This is a genomic window from Allobosea sp. Tri-44, from assembly GCF_004123845.1.
In the GTDB taxonomy this organism is placed as follows: Bacteria; Pseudomonadota; Alphaproteobacteria; order Rhizobiales; family Beijerinckiaceae; genus Allobosea.
Window position 1 is genome coordinate 177,443 of sequence record NZ_NBDP01000042.1, and the last position, 13,696, is coordinate 191,138.

Consider the following 13,696-nt stretch of genomic DNA (forward strand, 5'->3'; position numbering starts at 1 on the left):
ATCAATGTCAGTTGAGCAGATCGACACGCTCGTCGTCGGCGGCGGCCAGGCGGGGGTCGCGATGAGCGAGCATCTCGGCCGGGCCGGCGTGCCTCATGTCGTTCTCGAGAGAAGCCGCATCGCCGAACGCTGGCGCTCCGAGCGCTGGGACTCGCTCGCCGCGAACGGGCCGGCCTGGCACGACCGCTTTCCGGGCCTCACCTTTTCCGATGTCGATGGTGAGGTCGGCCCTAACGACTTCCCGTCGAAGGAAACGGTTGCCGACTATTTCGTCGCCTATGCCAAGAAGATCGCGGCCCCGATCCGCTGCGGCGTCGAGGTCCGGCATGTCGAGCGGCTGGCCGGCCGGCCGGGCTTCCGCGTCGAGACATCGGCGGGGATGATGGAGGCCAACCGGATCGTGGTCGCGACCGGCCCGTTCCAGTGCCCGATCGTTCCCAAGGTGGTTCCGCCGGAAACCGGCGTGCTGCAGATGCATTCCACCGCTTACCGCAATCCCGGCCAATTGCCTGAGGGTGCCGTTCTGGTCGTCGGGTCTGGCTCTTCGGGGACGCAGATCGCCGAGGAATTGCTGGATTCGGGGCGGCGCGTCTACCTGTCCGTCGGGCCGCATGATCGCCCGCCGCGGGCCTATCGTGGCCGCGACTTCTGCTGGTGGCTGGGCGTCCTAGGCAAATGGGATGCGGCTGCGCGGGAGCCGGGCACGGAGCATGTCACGATCGCGGTGAGTGGGGCGAATGGCGGTCACACGATCGATTTCCGGCGCCTGGCGGCACGAGGACTGCTCCTCGTCGGGCGGACGCAGACTTGCGAGAACGGCGTGGTCAGCTTTGCCCCCGACCTCGTCGAGAATCTTCGGCGCGGCGATGCGAATCTTCACGCCTTGCTGGATGAGGCTGATGCCTATATCGCCCGCAATGGCCTCGATTTGCCGGAGGAACCGGAGGCGCGCGCCATCGTCGCGGATTCCGATTGCGTGGCAAATCCCATCGCCTCGCTCGATCTGGCGCAGGCCGGGATCGGCACGATCATCTGGGCGACGGGTTTCACCGCCGACTACAGCTGGATGAAGGTAGACGCCTTCGACGCCAATGGTCGCCCGCAGCACCAGCGCGGCGTCTCGTCCGAGCCCGGCATCTACTTCCTGGGCCTGCCCTGGCAGTCGCGGCGCGGCTCGACCTTCATCTGGGGCGTCTGGCACGACGCCCGATATCTGGCGGACCAGATCACGATCCAGCGCAGCTACGCAGCCTATCATGATGCCATGCAGCGCGAACTCGAGAGCGCATGACTGTCGAACAGGAACTCGAGTTCGGCGCATGGGCCTCCGGGCCGTTCGCGCCGCGCATGGTCTGACCAAGGAGGCCGAGATGGCGCATACCCGCATCCGCAAGTTCAACACCAAGGACACCTATCCGGAGCAGAAGCTCGACAACGACCTGGCGCAGGCCGTCGTCACCCGGGGCGGCCGGATCGTCTGGCTGCGCGGCCAGTGCCCGCAGAACCTCGACGACGCCGTCAACCTCGACAGCCATGACCCGGTCGAGCAGACCCACAAGGTCATGCAGAACATCAAGCAGCTGATCGAGGAAGCCGGCGGCGAGATGGCGCATCTGGTCAAGGTCGTCGTCTACCTGACCGACGTCCGCCATCGCGAGGCCGTTTACCGCACCATGGGCGAATACCTCAAAGGCGTGCACCCGGTTTCGACCGGGCTCGTGGTGCAGGCGCTGGCCCGGCCGGAATGGCTGGTCGAGATCGACGGCACGGCCGTCATTCCGGATTAAGAGCTCCTAACAGAACCTGGAGGGATCTCGATGGGCTTTGGCGGAGTCGAATGCCAGGAGAAGCGCGCAGCCGATACCGTGGGTATCGGCAAGTCGCTTCGACGCCGCAGTCGGCCCGCCAAAGCCCACCTGCGGCGCCGGGAATTCGCCCGCCCGCGGCGTCGCGCCGCTTGCCGATACCAGCGGTATCGGCTTCACGACACTCCTGGCGGATCGACCGAATTGCCGGCGTCGAGACCCCTCCAGGTTCTGTTAGGAGCTCTAAGCCGATGACCTTTTCCTTGGTCGCCCGCTGCGCCCGGACCGGCATGTTCGGTGTCGCGATCTCGTCCTCTTCGCCTGCGGTCGCGGCGCGCTGCTCCTATGCTCGCGCGGGCGTCGGTGCGGTCGCATCGCAGAATGTCACCGACCCGACCCTGGGTCCGTTGACCCTCGACCTGATGGAAGAAGGCCGGAGCGCGGCGGAAGCGATCGCCGAAGTCCAGAAGCGCGGCCGGTTCATCGAATACCGGCAGGTGCTGGCGGTCGACCGGAACGGGATGACGGCGATCCATTCCGGGCCGAACTCGCTCGGGATCTGGACATCGGCGCAGGCCGAGAACGTCGCCTCGGGCGGCAATCTCCTCGCCAATGACGGCGTGCCCCAGGCGATCGTCGACGGCTTCCTCGCAAGCACCGGCCATATCGGCGACCGGCTGATCGCCGCCATGCGCGCCGGCCTGGCCGCGGGCGGCGAGGCGGGGCCGGTCCGCTCGGCGGGGCTCAAGATCGTCGACAAGGTCAGCTGGCCGGTCGCCGATCTGCGCTGCGACTGGACGGAGGACTGCCCGATCGAGGCGATCGCGACGGCCTGGGACGTCTACAAGCCGCAGCTCGACGCCTATATCCAGCGCGCGCTCGATCCGCGCGCGGCGCCGTCCTACGGCGTTCCCGGCGACGAGTGAGAGCGCGACAGTCGTCTACGGGTCGATCCGCGTGCGCTCGGTCATGGCGGGCGCGACCATGCCGGGGATGTAGGAGCGCGATATGCGCGCCTGGCAGTGGGCCTCGAACGCCGCGATCAGCCTCGACTTGGCCAGCGTGCGTAGCGTCGCGACCCCGATCGTCATCGGACGATGCTGCCCCGCCAGCCGGATCGAGACCAGCTTGCGGCCATCGAGCGCCTGGTCCGAGCGCGGGCGGACGTTGAACAACGCATAGCCGGCGCCGTTGGCGACCATCGCCCGGACGACGTCGGGATAGGATGACCGTGCTGCGATCGTAGGCGTGATGCCGGCGGACATGAACAGGGCGACGAAATACTCCCGGCTCAAGGGCAGATCGAGCAGCACCAGCGGCTGATCGGCAAGCTCTTCCAGCGTCACGGCGCTCTCGCGTGCGAGAGGATGCGTCTCGGCGACGACGATATAGGGCGGCAGGCTGACGAGCTGCGAAAACTCGATATCCTCGGGAATCTGGAGATCATAGGTCAGGGCCAGATCGATCTCGGACCGCCGCAGCCCCCTGAGCAAATCCTCCTGATGCCCCTCGATATGCAGGATTTTCGTGTCGGGAAAGGCGGAGACGAAGCCCTGCGACAATTCCGGGACCAGCATCGGGGCCAATGTCACCATGCAGCCCAGGGACAGCGTGCCGCGCACCAGCCCGCTCGTTTCGTCGGCGACGGTGTAGAGGCTCTCGGCCTGGGCGACGACGCGCTTGGCCTCGGCGAGCAGCGCCCGGCCAACCGGCGTCAGCGACAGCCCCTGGGCATGGTGGCGAATGAAGAGTTGGGCCTTCAGCTCGCGTTCGAGATGCGAGATCGCCGTCGAAATCGAGGGCTGGGAAATATGGATTCGTTCGGAGGCGAGGGTGATGCTGCCCGTTTCGCCGGCCGCGATGAAATATTCCAACTGACGTAGGGAAAAGCGCATGCGGCAGCATAAAGCACGACGAGCACGTGCGGCAAAGCGCGGCCATATTCGCGAGCCGGGCGGCCTTATGCTTCAGGCAGCGATCCTGTCGAGCAGCCGCTCCATGAACCGGTCGCAGGCGGCGAGCTGGTCGAGCGTGATGAACTCGTCGGGCTTGTGACCCTGATCCATCGAGCCGGGGCCGCAGACCAGCGCGGGCACGCCGAGGCGGCTGGAGAACAGGCCGCCTTCCGTTCCGAAAGCGACCTTGTGCGTCGCCCCGTCGTCGAGCAGCGCGGCGACGAAGCGGACGGCCTCTGACTCCGCCGGTGTCGCAAGGCCCGGATAGTCGTTCAGGCGCTCGATCCTGATCGCGGCCTCGGGATGGGCCGCCTGCCGAGCGGCGGCCAGCGCAGCCGCCTCGTCCATCAGGGCGTCGAGGATTGCGGCCGGATCGTCGGCGGCGACATTGCGGATCTCGAAATCGACGCTGCAAAGCGAGGGCACGATGTTCAGCGCCGTGCCGCCCGCGATCAAGCCGGCATGGAGCGTCGTGTAGGGAATGTCGTAATCGTCGTCGCGCGCGCCGCTCTGCGCCAACTCGTCCTGCCGCCGCCGCAAGGCCGCGACGAAATCGCAGGCCAGATGGATGGCGTTGAGCGCTTTCGGTGCCAGCGCGGAATGGCCGGGAACACCGCAACAGGTCGCCCGCGCGGCGAGCTTGCCCTTGTGCCCCGTCGCGATGCACATCTGCGTCGGCTCGCCGATCACCGCGAGCCTGGCGGCGAAGCCCCGGGCGGCGAGGAGGTCGATCAGGGAGCGGACGCCGACGCAGCCGATCTCCTCGTCATGGCTCAGGGCGAGGTGCAACGGTGTCGCGAGATCGCGCGATGCGGCGCGGGCGGCCAGCGCCAGTGCCGAGGCGACGAAGCCCTTCATGTCGGCCGTGCCACGCCCGAAAGCGCGGCCGTCGGCGATCCTGAGCTTGAACGGGTCGGAATTCCAGGGCTGGCCTTCGGTCGGCACCACATCGGTGTGGCCGGACAGCATGATGCCCGGTTTGTCGCGCGGGCCGATGGTCGCGAAGAGGTTGGCCTTGCGTCCGCCCTCCGCCTCGACGAGCTCGCTCTCGATGCCGTGCTGGGCGAGGAAGGCGCGCACGAAGTCGATCAGCGGGCGGTTCGGATCTCTGCTGACGGTGGAGAAGGACACCAGCTTTTCGAGGATCGCCAGCGTGTTCATGCCCAGACCTTCACGCCGATCGCCGCGCGCTGCTGCGGAAATCAGAGATAGAGATGGCGAACGGCATCGCTGCCCAGAAGCTCCGCTGCGGTGCCGGAGGCGACGACGCGGCCCTTCACCAGCATGATGCCGCGATTGGCGATCGACAGCGCCGTCTCGGCGTTCTGCTCGATCAGGACGACCGTCGTGCCACGGCGGTTCACCTCGGCGACCGTGTCGAAATACTCGTCGATCAGTTTCGGCGAGAGGCCGAGCGACGGCTCGTCCATGATGACGAGCTTAGGTTTGCCGACGAGCGCGCGCGCCAGCGCCACCATCGCCTGCTCGCCGCCGGAAAGCGTGCCGGCGCGCTGGCCGATGCGGTCGCGCACACGGGGGAAGAGCGTCAGCATCTCGTCCAGCCGGTCGGCGAAATCCGCCTTCAGGCCCTGCGCCTCGTAGCCGAGGCGGATATTGTCGCGCACCGAGATATCGGCGAAGAGGCGCCGCCCTTCCGGCACGAAGCCGATGCCGAGCCCGCTCAAAGCCTCGGTACGCAGGCTCGAAAGCTCCCGCCCCATGATCTCGATGCGCCCCTTCGCGAGCGGCAGCAGCGCCGATATCGCGCGGAAGGTCGTGGTCTTGCCGGCGCCGTTGGGGCCGAGGATGCAGACCAGCTCGCCTTCGCCGACATGGAAGGAGACGTCGCGCAGCATCGCGACGACGCCGTAATTGGTGTCGACCTTGTCAAGCTTGAGCATTCTGCGCCGCCTTTCTGCCGAGATAGGCTTCCTGCACCCGCGGAATGAGACGCACCTCCTCATAGGAGCCCTCGGCCAGCTTCTGGCCGTAGTCGAGCACCAGCACGCGATGCGGCAGCGAGGCGACGAGCCGCATGTCGTGCTCGATGATCATCATCGCGAGTTCCGGCCGCTCGGCGCAGAGCGCGCGGATGTCGTCCATCAGCGCGTCGGTGTCGGCGTCGTCCATGCCGGAGGACGGTTCGTCGAGCAGCAGCACCTTGGGTTCGCTCGCCAGCGCGCGGGCGATCTCAAGGCGCCTACGGTCGGCCTGCGGCAGTTCGGCGGCAGGGCGGTGGCGTTGCTCGTAGAGCCCGCGCGAGACGGCCTTGAGCAATCCTTCAGCGATGGCGGCCGCCTCGGCGAGTTCCGCTTCGGCCTTGGACCGCCGCAGGATCACGTCGAATATCCCGGTCTTCATATGGGTGTGACGACCGATGATGACGTTGTCGAGCACCGACAGGTCGCCGAACAGCCGGCTCGACTGAAATGTGCGGGCAATGCCCTTGCCGACAATGCGATGCGCCGGCTGGCCATTGAGCCGTTCGCCGGAGAGGCGCACCTCGCCGGAGGAGGGGACATAGATGCCGGTGATGATGTTGAGCAGCGTCGACTTGCCGGCGCCGTTGGGGCCGATGATGCCGAGGATCTCGCCCTTGCGCAGGGTGAAGTCGACCTCGGCCATGGCGACGAGGCCGCCGAAGCGCATCGTCAGGCCGGAGCCTTCGAGGATGACGGGAGCGGACATGAGCTCAGCCTCCGTAGCGCCGCAGCCGCTGCGGGAAGATGCCCTGCGGGCGGATCATCAGGAAGGCGATCACGGTCACGCCGAAAAACAGGATGCGGTAATCGGAAAAGGCGCGCAGCTTCTCCGGCAGCATTGTCAGCAGGAAGGCGCCGACGATGACGCCGAGCGTGTTGTCCATGCCGCCGGCGATCACCATCGTCATGATCGTCACCGAGACGAGGAAGGTGAAGTTGTCGGGCGAGATGAAGCCGACATAGAAGGCGTAGATCGTGCCGGCAAAGCCCGCGAGGAAGGCGTCGACCACGAAGGCGAGGACCTTGTACCAGGTCGCGTTGATGCCCTGGCAGCGGGCCGCCAGTTCGTCCGCCCGCAATGCGTTCCAGGCGAGCCCGATCCGCGAATGATGCAGCCTTGCGGCAAAGAGGATCGAGACCCCGACGAGCGCGGCCGAGAGATAGTAGAAATTCGCCTGCGATGGCAGCGAGTGGCCGAAGATGACGAGCGGCGAGGCGAAGGAATGCCCGAACAGCTCCGGCGCCGGAATGCCGACCAGTCCGTTCGGACCGCCGGTGAATTCGAGATTGTTGAGGAGCTGGTGGACGACGACGCCGAAGGCGATGGTGACCAGCGCAAGATAGCTATCGCGCGTACGCATCGAGGGCACGCCGAGCACGAAGCCGAAGATCGTCGCGACCACCGCCGCCGCCGGCAGCGCCAGCCAGAAGCTGACATCCCAGTTCAGGGCGAGCAGCGCCGAGGCGTAGGCGCCGATGCCGTAGGAGGCTCCGGTGGCGAAGTTCGGAATGTTGGCGCTGCCGAGCTGGAAGTTCAGCGCCAGCGCCAGCACCGCATAGAGCTGCGCGATGATCAGCAGGTGAAGTGCATAGGTGCTCTTCTCCAGCAGGAAGGGGAACAGCAGCACGATCGCGATGCCCAGCAGCGTCGCAAAGCGAGCTTGCGCCGAGAAGGCGCCCTCGATCCGGGCCTCGACCGTGGGCAGGCGTTGCAGCCCGACCAGCACGATGGCGAAGAAGGCGAGCAGCCCGACGACCACGCGCCAGTCTTCGGCCAGCAGGAACTGCCTGAGGAAGGCGGCGCTGCCGATCTCGGTGAGCGCAACGATGGAGAGAGCGGTGGCGGCGCCAGAGGTTCCGCGCGTCGCTGTCACGGACACGGACATCGGCTCAGACCTTTTCCACGATTGTGCGGCCGAGCAGGCCGGCCGGCCGGAAGACGAGGACGCAGATGACGAGCAGGAACACGAAGACCAGGCGATAGGAGGCGCCGTTCGGGACCGTAGCCTGAACCAGCGTGTCGAGACCGGCGATGAGCAGGCTGCCGATGATCGCGCCCGGCATGGAGCCGAGCCCGCCGACCACCGCGGCCGAAAAGCCGATCAGGCCGACATCGACGCTGAAGTCGAAGCGGACGATGCCGGCATAGCCCGCGAAGAACAGGCCGCCGATGGCGCCGATGGCCGAGGCGATGAAGAAGGTGATCTGGAAGATCCGCGCCGGCGAGATCGAGATGAGGCGCGCCGCATCCCTGTCCTGCGACACGGCCTTGATGTGGAGGCCGAGCCGCGTCCGCTCGAGCATGTAGAACAGCAGGCCGACCGAAAGGACCGAGACCAGGATCGCGACGAGGTTGAAGGCCGGGATGGTGACGCCGAGGACTTCGATGCTGCCGGGCACGAGCCTCGGCACTGCGTGAGGGTTCGATCCTTGCGGGTACAGATGGCGGATCAGCTCGCGCAGGACGATGCCGAGCGCGACGGTGGCGACCAGCGCCATCATCGCAGGAGCATTCTGGAAGCGCTTGATCACGAGATAGTAGAGCACCACGCCGAGCAGGCCGGTGACGATGACGGCCAGCAGCACCGAAAGCACGATGGCCGCCACTGCAGGCGAGCCGCCGACGGATGCGCTCACCGTCTGCACGGCCGCGAGCGCCAGGAACGGGGCCAGCAGCGACACGTCGCCATGCGAGAAATGGATGATGTTGAGGACACCGAAAAGCAGGCTGAATCCGACCGCGACCAGTGCATAGATCGAGCCGAGCGTGATCCAGTTCAGGAGCTGCTGAACCAGTTGCTCTGTCATTCACATCCCCTCGCGTTTGCATCGCCCCAGCCGGGACGTGCCGCAACTGATTTTCGCTGTGCACCAGAACCGAAGCCGGCAAGAGTCGCAATTTCGGAATCCCTGCTTTGCTTGTCTTGAGGCAAGTCGCGCTCGCCCGTCATTCGCCGGCTTGTGAGGCTCCGGGCGGCCTGCTTCGGCAAAACGGAAGCTCTGGGCGCAAAATATCCGATTTGCTTCGGGTTTCCTGAAGGGCAGATGGTCGAGCCACGATGTCGTCGGTGACGCTCACGGAGCCGGACACATCCAATTCCTTGAGGAGGGGATCATGCCTTTCAACCCGAATACCGGAGAGAAATCCCTGGGCGCGTTCATCCGCGTGGCCATCGTGGGGACGGCGCTCGCCTTCGCCTCGACCACCGCCATGGCGCAGGAAACGATCAAGCTCGGCTTCATCGGCCCGCTGAGCGGCGGCAACGCCCAGCAGGGCCTGTCGGCCCGCAACGGCTTCCAGCTCGCCATCGACCAGGCCAACGCGTCGGGCCTGCCGTTCAAGATCGAGCCGGTCATTCTCGATGACGCCGCCAACCCGCAGACCGGTGTCGCGGCCGCGATCAAGCTGACAAACGACCCGCAGGTCATCGCGGCGGCGGGCCACTGGAACAGCGGCGTTGCCCTGGCGACGATCCCGGTGTTCCAGCGTGCGGGCGTGCCCTTCATCGTCTGGGGTGCGATCTCGCCGAAGATCACCGAGCGCAACAATCCGATGGTCTCGCGCGTCGCGACGACGCTGGTGAACACCAATGAGCCGCTGGCCAAATGGGCGGCGGAGAAGGTCGGCAAGAAGATCGCGATCGTCTCCGATACGAGCGATTACGGCGCGGCCAACACCCAGAACTTCGAGAAGTTCTACAAGGCGGCCGGCGGCAGCATCATCGCCACCGAGGCTGCTCCCGTCGGCACCACCGACTTCCGCGCGCTGCTGACGAAGATCAAGGCTGCGTCCCCCGATGCGATCTATTTCGGCGGCGTCGTGACCGAAGCCGGGCTGGTGCGCCAGCAGATGGTCGAGCTCGGCATGAAGCAGCCGATGATCGGCGTCGACGGCTTCCACGATCCGGCCTTCATCAAGATCGCCGCCGCTGCTGCCGAGGGCACGGTCGTCGGCATCGCCAAGGAGAAGGACAATCCGCAGGTCGCGAAGCTCAGGGACGACTATGCAGCCGCCAAGTTCGCCGAGCCGTCGACGACCTACACCAAGAACGCCTACGACACGGCGAACATCCTGATCGCGGCGATCAGGAAGGCCGGCACCAAGGACAAGGTCGCGATCGCCAAGGCCATTCGCGAAACCCAGCATGACGGCGCGTTGGGCCACACCAGCTTCGACGAGAACGGCCAGACCAAGCTGCCGGTCGAACTCGAACTGCGCACGGTGAAGAACGGCGCCTGGGCGGCCTACTGATCGCCATCAGCAGCAAGGCATGGCTGCGCCGGATGAGCGGAGCCGGTCTCATAGCGGGCTCGCAGACAATGCGAGCCTGCTTTGACTGCTTTTCAATGCGCTTGCCTCAATACGATTGCGAGCGGCCCCGACCAGACATTTCAAAGAGTCGCCGCGGGGCCAGTCCAACCCGTTCGCCTTGACGGTCGAGGTGATGCCGGAATCGTGCCTGCAGGAGGCTCCTCGGGCGGCCGGCGGCTCGCGACGGTCACGTCGATGTTTTTACGGGCGAAGGCTTGGGCGAGGGCCTGGCCAATCTTACCGAATCCTACAATCGCATAGCTCATAATACGTTTCCGATCCGTGTTGATATTGCTTCCCCGGCCTTCAACGACGCTGGGTGTTCGTTCCGCTGTGTGGCGACCTTCGCGTAGACGTCCCGTCGTGAACGACTTCCACGCGGCGGGCGGGCCGTTCAGCGCGGAAGTCGTTGCACCATGGACACGCTGGTTGCCGCCGATCGGCCACTTGCCGCGATCCGGCGCGATTTTCCAGCCCATTCACGAAGCTCGAATCGTCCGAGGCAAGAAACAGCGCGGCCGTCGCAATTTCCTCAGGGCGCCCCATCTTTCCCCGCGGGATCAGGGATTCGAACATCCGCGCATCGCCGCATATGCTCGACAAGATATGGCTACCGCCGGCTCAGAAGATCTCTGTGATCGTCGGCTACTGGTTGCTCGAGCTGCCATGGCCAGACCGCTATGCGGCGAGCTCGGCCCACGGTCTCAAAAAAAGTTAAAAAACCCTCTTGCTCCTCTAGTGGCTAGAGGAATTAGCGTCCCTCGAACAGCATGAGGAGACCGCCATGTCTTCGGCCACGATCGCCGCTTCCGAGACCCGCCAAACCCTGACCTGGAAGGTCGAGGGCATGGATTGCGGCAGCTGCGCCGCAACGCTGAGCAAAGCGCTCGAGAACCTGCCTGGCGTCAGTGACGTCGCGGTCTCGGTGCCGCGCGAGCGCCTGACGCTAGCTCTTGCCGGCCAGGCCACCAGCCGCGAGCAGGTCGAGGAGCGCGTTCGCAAGCTCGGCTTCGGCCCGACCCTGCTCAGCCAGAAGGGCGAGGGGACACAGTCTGTGCAGGCAAAGCCGGCGCAGGCCGAGCCCGCCGATGCCTGCGGCTGCGGTCATGATCACGGTCACGATCATGCTCAAGGGAAGGATCACGGGCATGACCATGGCGGGCACGGCCACGGACACGCCGCCCAAGCTCATGATCATGCCGGCTGCGACCATGACCATCACGGCCATGACCACAAGCACGGCAAGGGCAGCGACCACACCGCCCATGCGCACGATCACGCCGGCTGCGGCCATGATCACGACCACGGCCACGATCATGGCAAGGCTCACAGCCATGCGGCCCGCACCCACGACCATAATCACGACCACCACGACCATGCGCACGGCGCCTGCTCGCATGACCACGGCCATCACGACCACGGCCAAGCGGTGACCGTCGCTGCGCACTCGGCCGATCCCGACCGCGTGAGCTGGAAGGTCAGCGGCATGGATTGCGCCAGCTGCGCCGGCACCATCCGCACCGCGCTCGAGCGCCTTCCCGGCGTGCAGGACATCGCGGTCTCCGTCACCAACGAGACGCTCTCGCTCAAGCTCGCTCCCGGCGGTACCAGCTCCGACACGATCACCGCGCAAATCGCCAGGCTCGGTTACAAGCCGGAACTGCAGCAGGCCACGGTCACCGCGATCACACGCGCCGCCGAGGCGCCGAAGCGCTGGTGGCAGACCAACAAGGGGCGTGTTGCGATCACCGCGGCCGCACTGCTCGCCGTCGCCTACATCGCCGGCGAGATCGTGCCCGCCGCCTCCTTCTGGTTCTTCGTCGCGGCGACGCTGCTTGCGATCGCACCGATCACGCGGCGTGCGATCGCTGCCGCCCGGGCCGGCGCGCCCTTCACCATCGAGATGCTGATGACGATCGCCGCCACCGGCGCGCTCTTCATCGGCGCGATCGAGGAGGCAGCCGTGGTCGTCTTCCTCTTCGCCGTCGGCGAGGTGCTCGAAGGCGTCGCCGCCAACAAGGCCCGCTCCGGCATCCGCGCGCTCGCCGCGCTCGTGCCGAAGACCGCCTGGCTCGACGAGGGCGGCAACGTCCGCGAGGTCGAGGCCGAGGCGCTGCGCATCGGCCAGACCGTGCTGGTGCGCCCAGGCGACCGCGTGCCGGCCGACGGCACCGTACTCGAAGGCCATTCCGGCGTCGACGAATCGCCGATCACGGGTGAATCCGTGCCCAAAGCCAAGGAGCCGGGCGCGCCGATCTTCGCCGGCTCGATCAACCAGGAAGCGGCGCTGCGCGTCCGCGTCGAGAAGGCGGCCGAGGACAACACCATCGCGCGCATCGTCACGCTGGTCGAGGAGGCCCAGGATGCGAAGGCGCCGACCGAGCGTTTCATCGACCGTTTCTCCCGGGTCTACATGCCGATCATCGTCGGGCTCTCCGTGCTGGTGGCGGTGCTGCCGCCGCTCGTCGCGGGCGGCGACTGGAACACCTGGATCTATCGCGGGCTGACCCTGCTGCTGATCGGCTGCCCCTGCGCCCTCGTCATCTCCGTGCCGGCCGCAATCGCCTCGAGCCTGTCGATGGCTGCCCGGCACGGCCTGCTGGTCAAGGGCGGGGCGGTGATCGAGGAGCTCTCCCGCGTTCGCGCCGTCGCCTTCGACAAGACCGGCACCCTGACCTGGGGCCGGCCGGTGGTCACCGACATCGTGCCGCTGCAGGGCGATGCCCGGGCTTTGCTCTCGCTCGCCGCCGCGGTCGAGCGTGAATCGAGCCATCCCCTGGCCCGCGCCATCGCCGAGCGTGCGGATGACGACCGTGCGCCGAAGCTCGCCGCCAGCGCTGTGCGCGCCGTCGCCGGCAAGGGCATGGAAGGCGCAGTCGCCGGCGCCCGCATCTTCATCGGCGCGCCGCGTTTCGCCGCCGAGCGCGGGACGCTGGAGGAGGCCGTCTCCCGGCAGATCTCCGCCCTCGAAGAACAGGGCAAGACCGTCGTCGTGGTGCAGAAGGAGGCGCAGGCGGTCGGCCTGATCGCCCTGCGCGACGAACCGCGTCCCGATGCTCGCGCCGCTGTCGCCGAACTGCGCGGCCTCGGCATCACTCCGATCATGCTGACCGGCGACAATCGCCGCACTGGCGAGGCCATCGCCCGCGATCTCGGTGTCGAGGTCGAAGCCGAGATGATGCCGGAGGCCAAGGTCGAGGCGGTGCGCAGGCTCGCGGGGCAAGGCCCGGTCGCAATGGTCGGCGACGGCATCAACGACGCGCCGGCGCTCGCCGCCGCCCATGTCGGTATCGCCATGGGCTCGGGCACCGACGTCGCGCTCGAGGCCGCCGACGCGGCGCTGCTGAAGAGCCGGGTCGGCGATGTCGGCAAGCTCGTGCGACTCTCGCGCGGGACCATGGCCAATATCCGGCAGAACATCGCGATCGCGCTCGGGCTGAAGCTGGTCTTCCTGGTGACGACGGTGACTGGCACGACCGGGCTCTGGCTCGCCATCCTCGCCGACACCGGCGCGACCGTGCTCGTCACGCTCAACGCACTGCGCCTGCTCGGCTTCTTCCGCGACGGCGAGCGCACTACCGGCGACACCGAGAGGCGTGGAGGCGAGGCGATCGCCTCCGCCTGACGCACCGCCGGGCGGGG

General features: G+C 66.8%; 11 protein-coding genes and 2 pseudogenes. 5 read left to right on the top strand and 8 right to left on the bottom strand.

Going from position 1 to position 13,696, the window contains the following annotated elements; genetic code table 11:
* The first annotated feature begins 4 nt into the window (after positions 1-4).
* From B6S44_RS24160 to B6S44_RS24170, 3 genes are all read left to right on the top strand, one after another.
* A complete protein-coding gene (locus tag B6S44_RS24160; RefSeq protein WP_129159426.1) occupies positions 5-1,291 on the top strand; it encodes a flavin-containing monooxygenase in 1,287 nt (428 codons plus the stop codon).
* Between the two features lie 79 nt (positions 1,292-1,370).
* Positions 1,371-1,787 (top strand): RidA family protein, encoded by a 417-nt coding sequence (locus B6S44_RS24165; protein ID WP_110490447.1) that lies wholly within the window; start codon positions 1,371-1,373, stop codon positions 1,785-1,787.
* Between the two features lie 269 nt (positions 1,788-2,056).
* Positions 2,057-2,731: a DUF1028 domain-containing protein gene (locus B6S44_RS24170; protein ID WP_129159427.1), complete on the top strand. Its 675-nt coding sequence runs from the start codon at positions 2,057-2,059 to the stop codon at positions 2,729-2,731.
* Between the two features lie 15 nt (positions 2,732-2,746).
* On the opposite strand, the gene B6S44_RS24175 is transcribed toward B6S44_RS24170, so the two are convergent.
* The 6 genes from B6S44_RS24175 to B6S44_RS24200 all read right to left on the bottom strand — a co-directional run bounded on the left by B6S44_RS24175 (position 2,747) and on the right by B6S44_RS24200 (position 8,550).
* Positions 2,747-3,700, bottom strand: a complete 954-nt coding sequence (locus B6S44_RS24175; RefSeq protein WP_129159428.1) for a LysR family transcriptional regulator — start codon at positions 3,698-3,700, stop codon at positions 2,747-2,749.
* Between the two features lie 72 nt (positions 3,701-3,772).
* Positions 3,773-4,921 carry an acetylornithine deacetylase gene (gene argE / locus B6S44_RS24180; RefSeq protein ID WP_129159429.1) on the bottom strand — a complete coding sequence of 383 codons (1,149 nt, stop codon included), beginning with the start codon at positions 4,919-4,921 and terminating at the stop codon, positions 3,773-3,775.
* A 41-nt stretch (positions 4,922-4,962) separates the two neighbouring features.
* Positions 4,963-5,661 carry an ABC transporter ATP-binding protein gene (locus tag B6S44_RS24185; protein WP_129159430.1) on the bottom strand — a complete coding sequence of 233 codons (699 nt, stop codon included), beginning with the start codon at positions 5,659-5,661 and terminating at the stop codon, positions 4,963-4,965.
* Positions 5,648-6,448 (bottom strand): ABC transporter ATP-binding protein, encoded by an 801-nt coding sequence (locus tag B6S44_RS24190; RefSeq protein WP_129159431.1) that lies wholly within the window; start codon positions 6,446-6,448, stop codon positions 5,648-5,650. The genes B6S44_RS24185 and B6S44_RS24190 overlap by 14 nt, the downstream gene beginning before the upstream one ends.
* Positions 6,449-6,452: 4 nt before the next feature.
* On the bottom strand, positions 6,453-7,622 hold the full coding sequence (locus B6S44_RS24195) for a branched-chain amino acid ABC transporter permease (RefSeq protein WP_465246140.1): 1,170 nt from the start codon (positions 7,620-7,622) through the stop codon (positions 6,453-6,455).
* Positions 7,623-7,632: 10 nt separating this feature from the next.
* Positions 7,633-8,550, bottom strand: coding sequence for a branched-chain amino acid ABC transporter permease (locus tag B6S44_RS24200; RefSeq protein WP_129159433.1), 918 nt, complete (start codon positions 8,548-8,550; stop codon positions 7,633-7,635).
* A 307-nt stretch (positions 8,551-8,857) separates the two neighbouring features.
* Between B6S44_RS24200 and B6S44_RS24205 the strand changes: the two genes are divergently transcribed.
* Positions 8,858-9,994, top strand: a complete 1,137-nt coding sequence (locus B6S44_RS24205) for a branched-chain amino acid ABC transporter substrate-binding protein (protein WP_129159434.1) — start codon at positions 8,858-8,860, stop codon at positions 9,992-9,994.
* A gap of 221 nt (positions 9,995-10,215) precedes the next feature.
* Here the strand turns inward: B6S44_RS24205 and B6S44_RS24210 are convergent.
* Together B6S44_RS24210 and B6S44_RS24215 are read right to left on the bottom strand one after the other, a co-directional pair.
* Positions 10,216-10,320 (bottom strand): annotated as a pseudogene (locus B6S44_RS24210) (NAD(P)-binding domain-containing protein); the annotation flags it as partial.
* A 202-nt stretch (positions 10,321-10,522) separates the two neighbouring features.
* A pseudogene (locus tag B6S44_RS24215) lies at positions 10,523-10,633 on the bottom strand (SDR family oxidoreductase); the annotation flags it as partial.
* Positions 10,634-10,838: 205 nt separating this feature from the next.
* Here B6S44_RS24215 and B6S44_RS24220 point away from each other — a divergent pair.
* On the top strand, positions 10,839-13,679 hold the full coding sequence (locus B6S44_RS24220; protein ID WP_164985944.1) for a heavy metal translocating P-type ATPase: 2,841 nt from the start codon (positions 10,839-10,841) through the stop codon (positions 13,677-13,679).
* Positions 13,680-13,696: the final 17 nt, after the last annotated feature.

Excerpts from the sequence above, each read along its gene's own strand:
- B6S44_RS24160 (WP_129159426.1), top strand. The coding sequence starts at position 5 with ATGTCAGTTGAGCAGATCGACACGCTCGTCGTCGGCGGCGGCCAGGCG.
- B6S44_RS24220 (WP_164985944.1), top strand. The coding sequence starts at position 10,839 with ATGTCTTCGGCCACGATCGCCGCTTCCGAGACCCGCCAAACCCTGACC.
- B6S44_RS24205 (WP_129159434.1), top strand. The coding sequence starts at position 8,858 with ATGCCTTTCAACCCGAATACCGGAGAGAAATCCCTGGGCGCGTTCATC.
- B6S44_RS24185 (WP_129159430.1), bottom strand. The coding sequence starts at position 5,661 with ATGCTCAAGCTTGACAAGGTCGACACCAATTACGGCGTCGTCGCGATG.
- B6S44_RS24175 (WP_129159428.1), bottom strand. The coding sequence starts at position 3,700 with ATGCGCTTTTCCCTACGTCAGTTGGAATATTTCATCGCGGCCGGCGAA.
- B6S44_RS24190 (WP_129159431.1), bottom strand. The coding sequence starts at position 6,448 with ATGTCCGCTCCCGTCATCCTCGAAGGCTCCGGCCTGACGATGCGCTTC.
- B6S44_RS24170 (WP_129159427.1), top strand. The coding sequence starts at position 2,057 with ATGACCTTTTCCTTGGTCGCCCGCTGCGCCCGGACCGGCATGTTCGGT.
- B6S44_RS24200 (WP_129159433.1), bottom strand. The coding sequence starts at position 8,550 with ATGACAGAGCAACTGGTTCAGCAGCTCCTGAACTGGATCACGCTCGGC.
- argE (WP_129159429.1), bottom strand. The coding sequence starts at position 4,921 with ATGAACACGCTGGCGATCCTCGAAAAGCTGGTGTCCTTCTCCACCGTC.
- B6S44_RS24165 (WP_110490447.1), top strand. The coding sequence starts at position 1,371 with ATGGCGCATACCCGCATCCGCAAGTTCAACACCAAGGACACCTATCCG.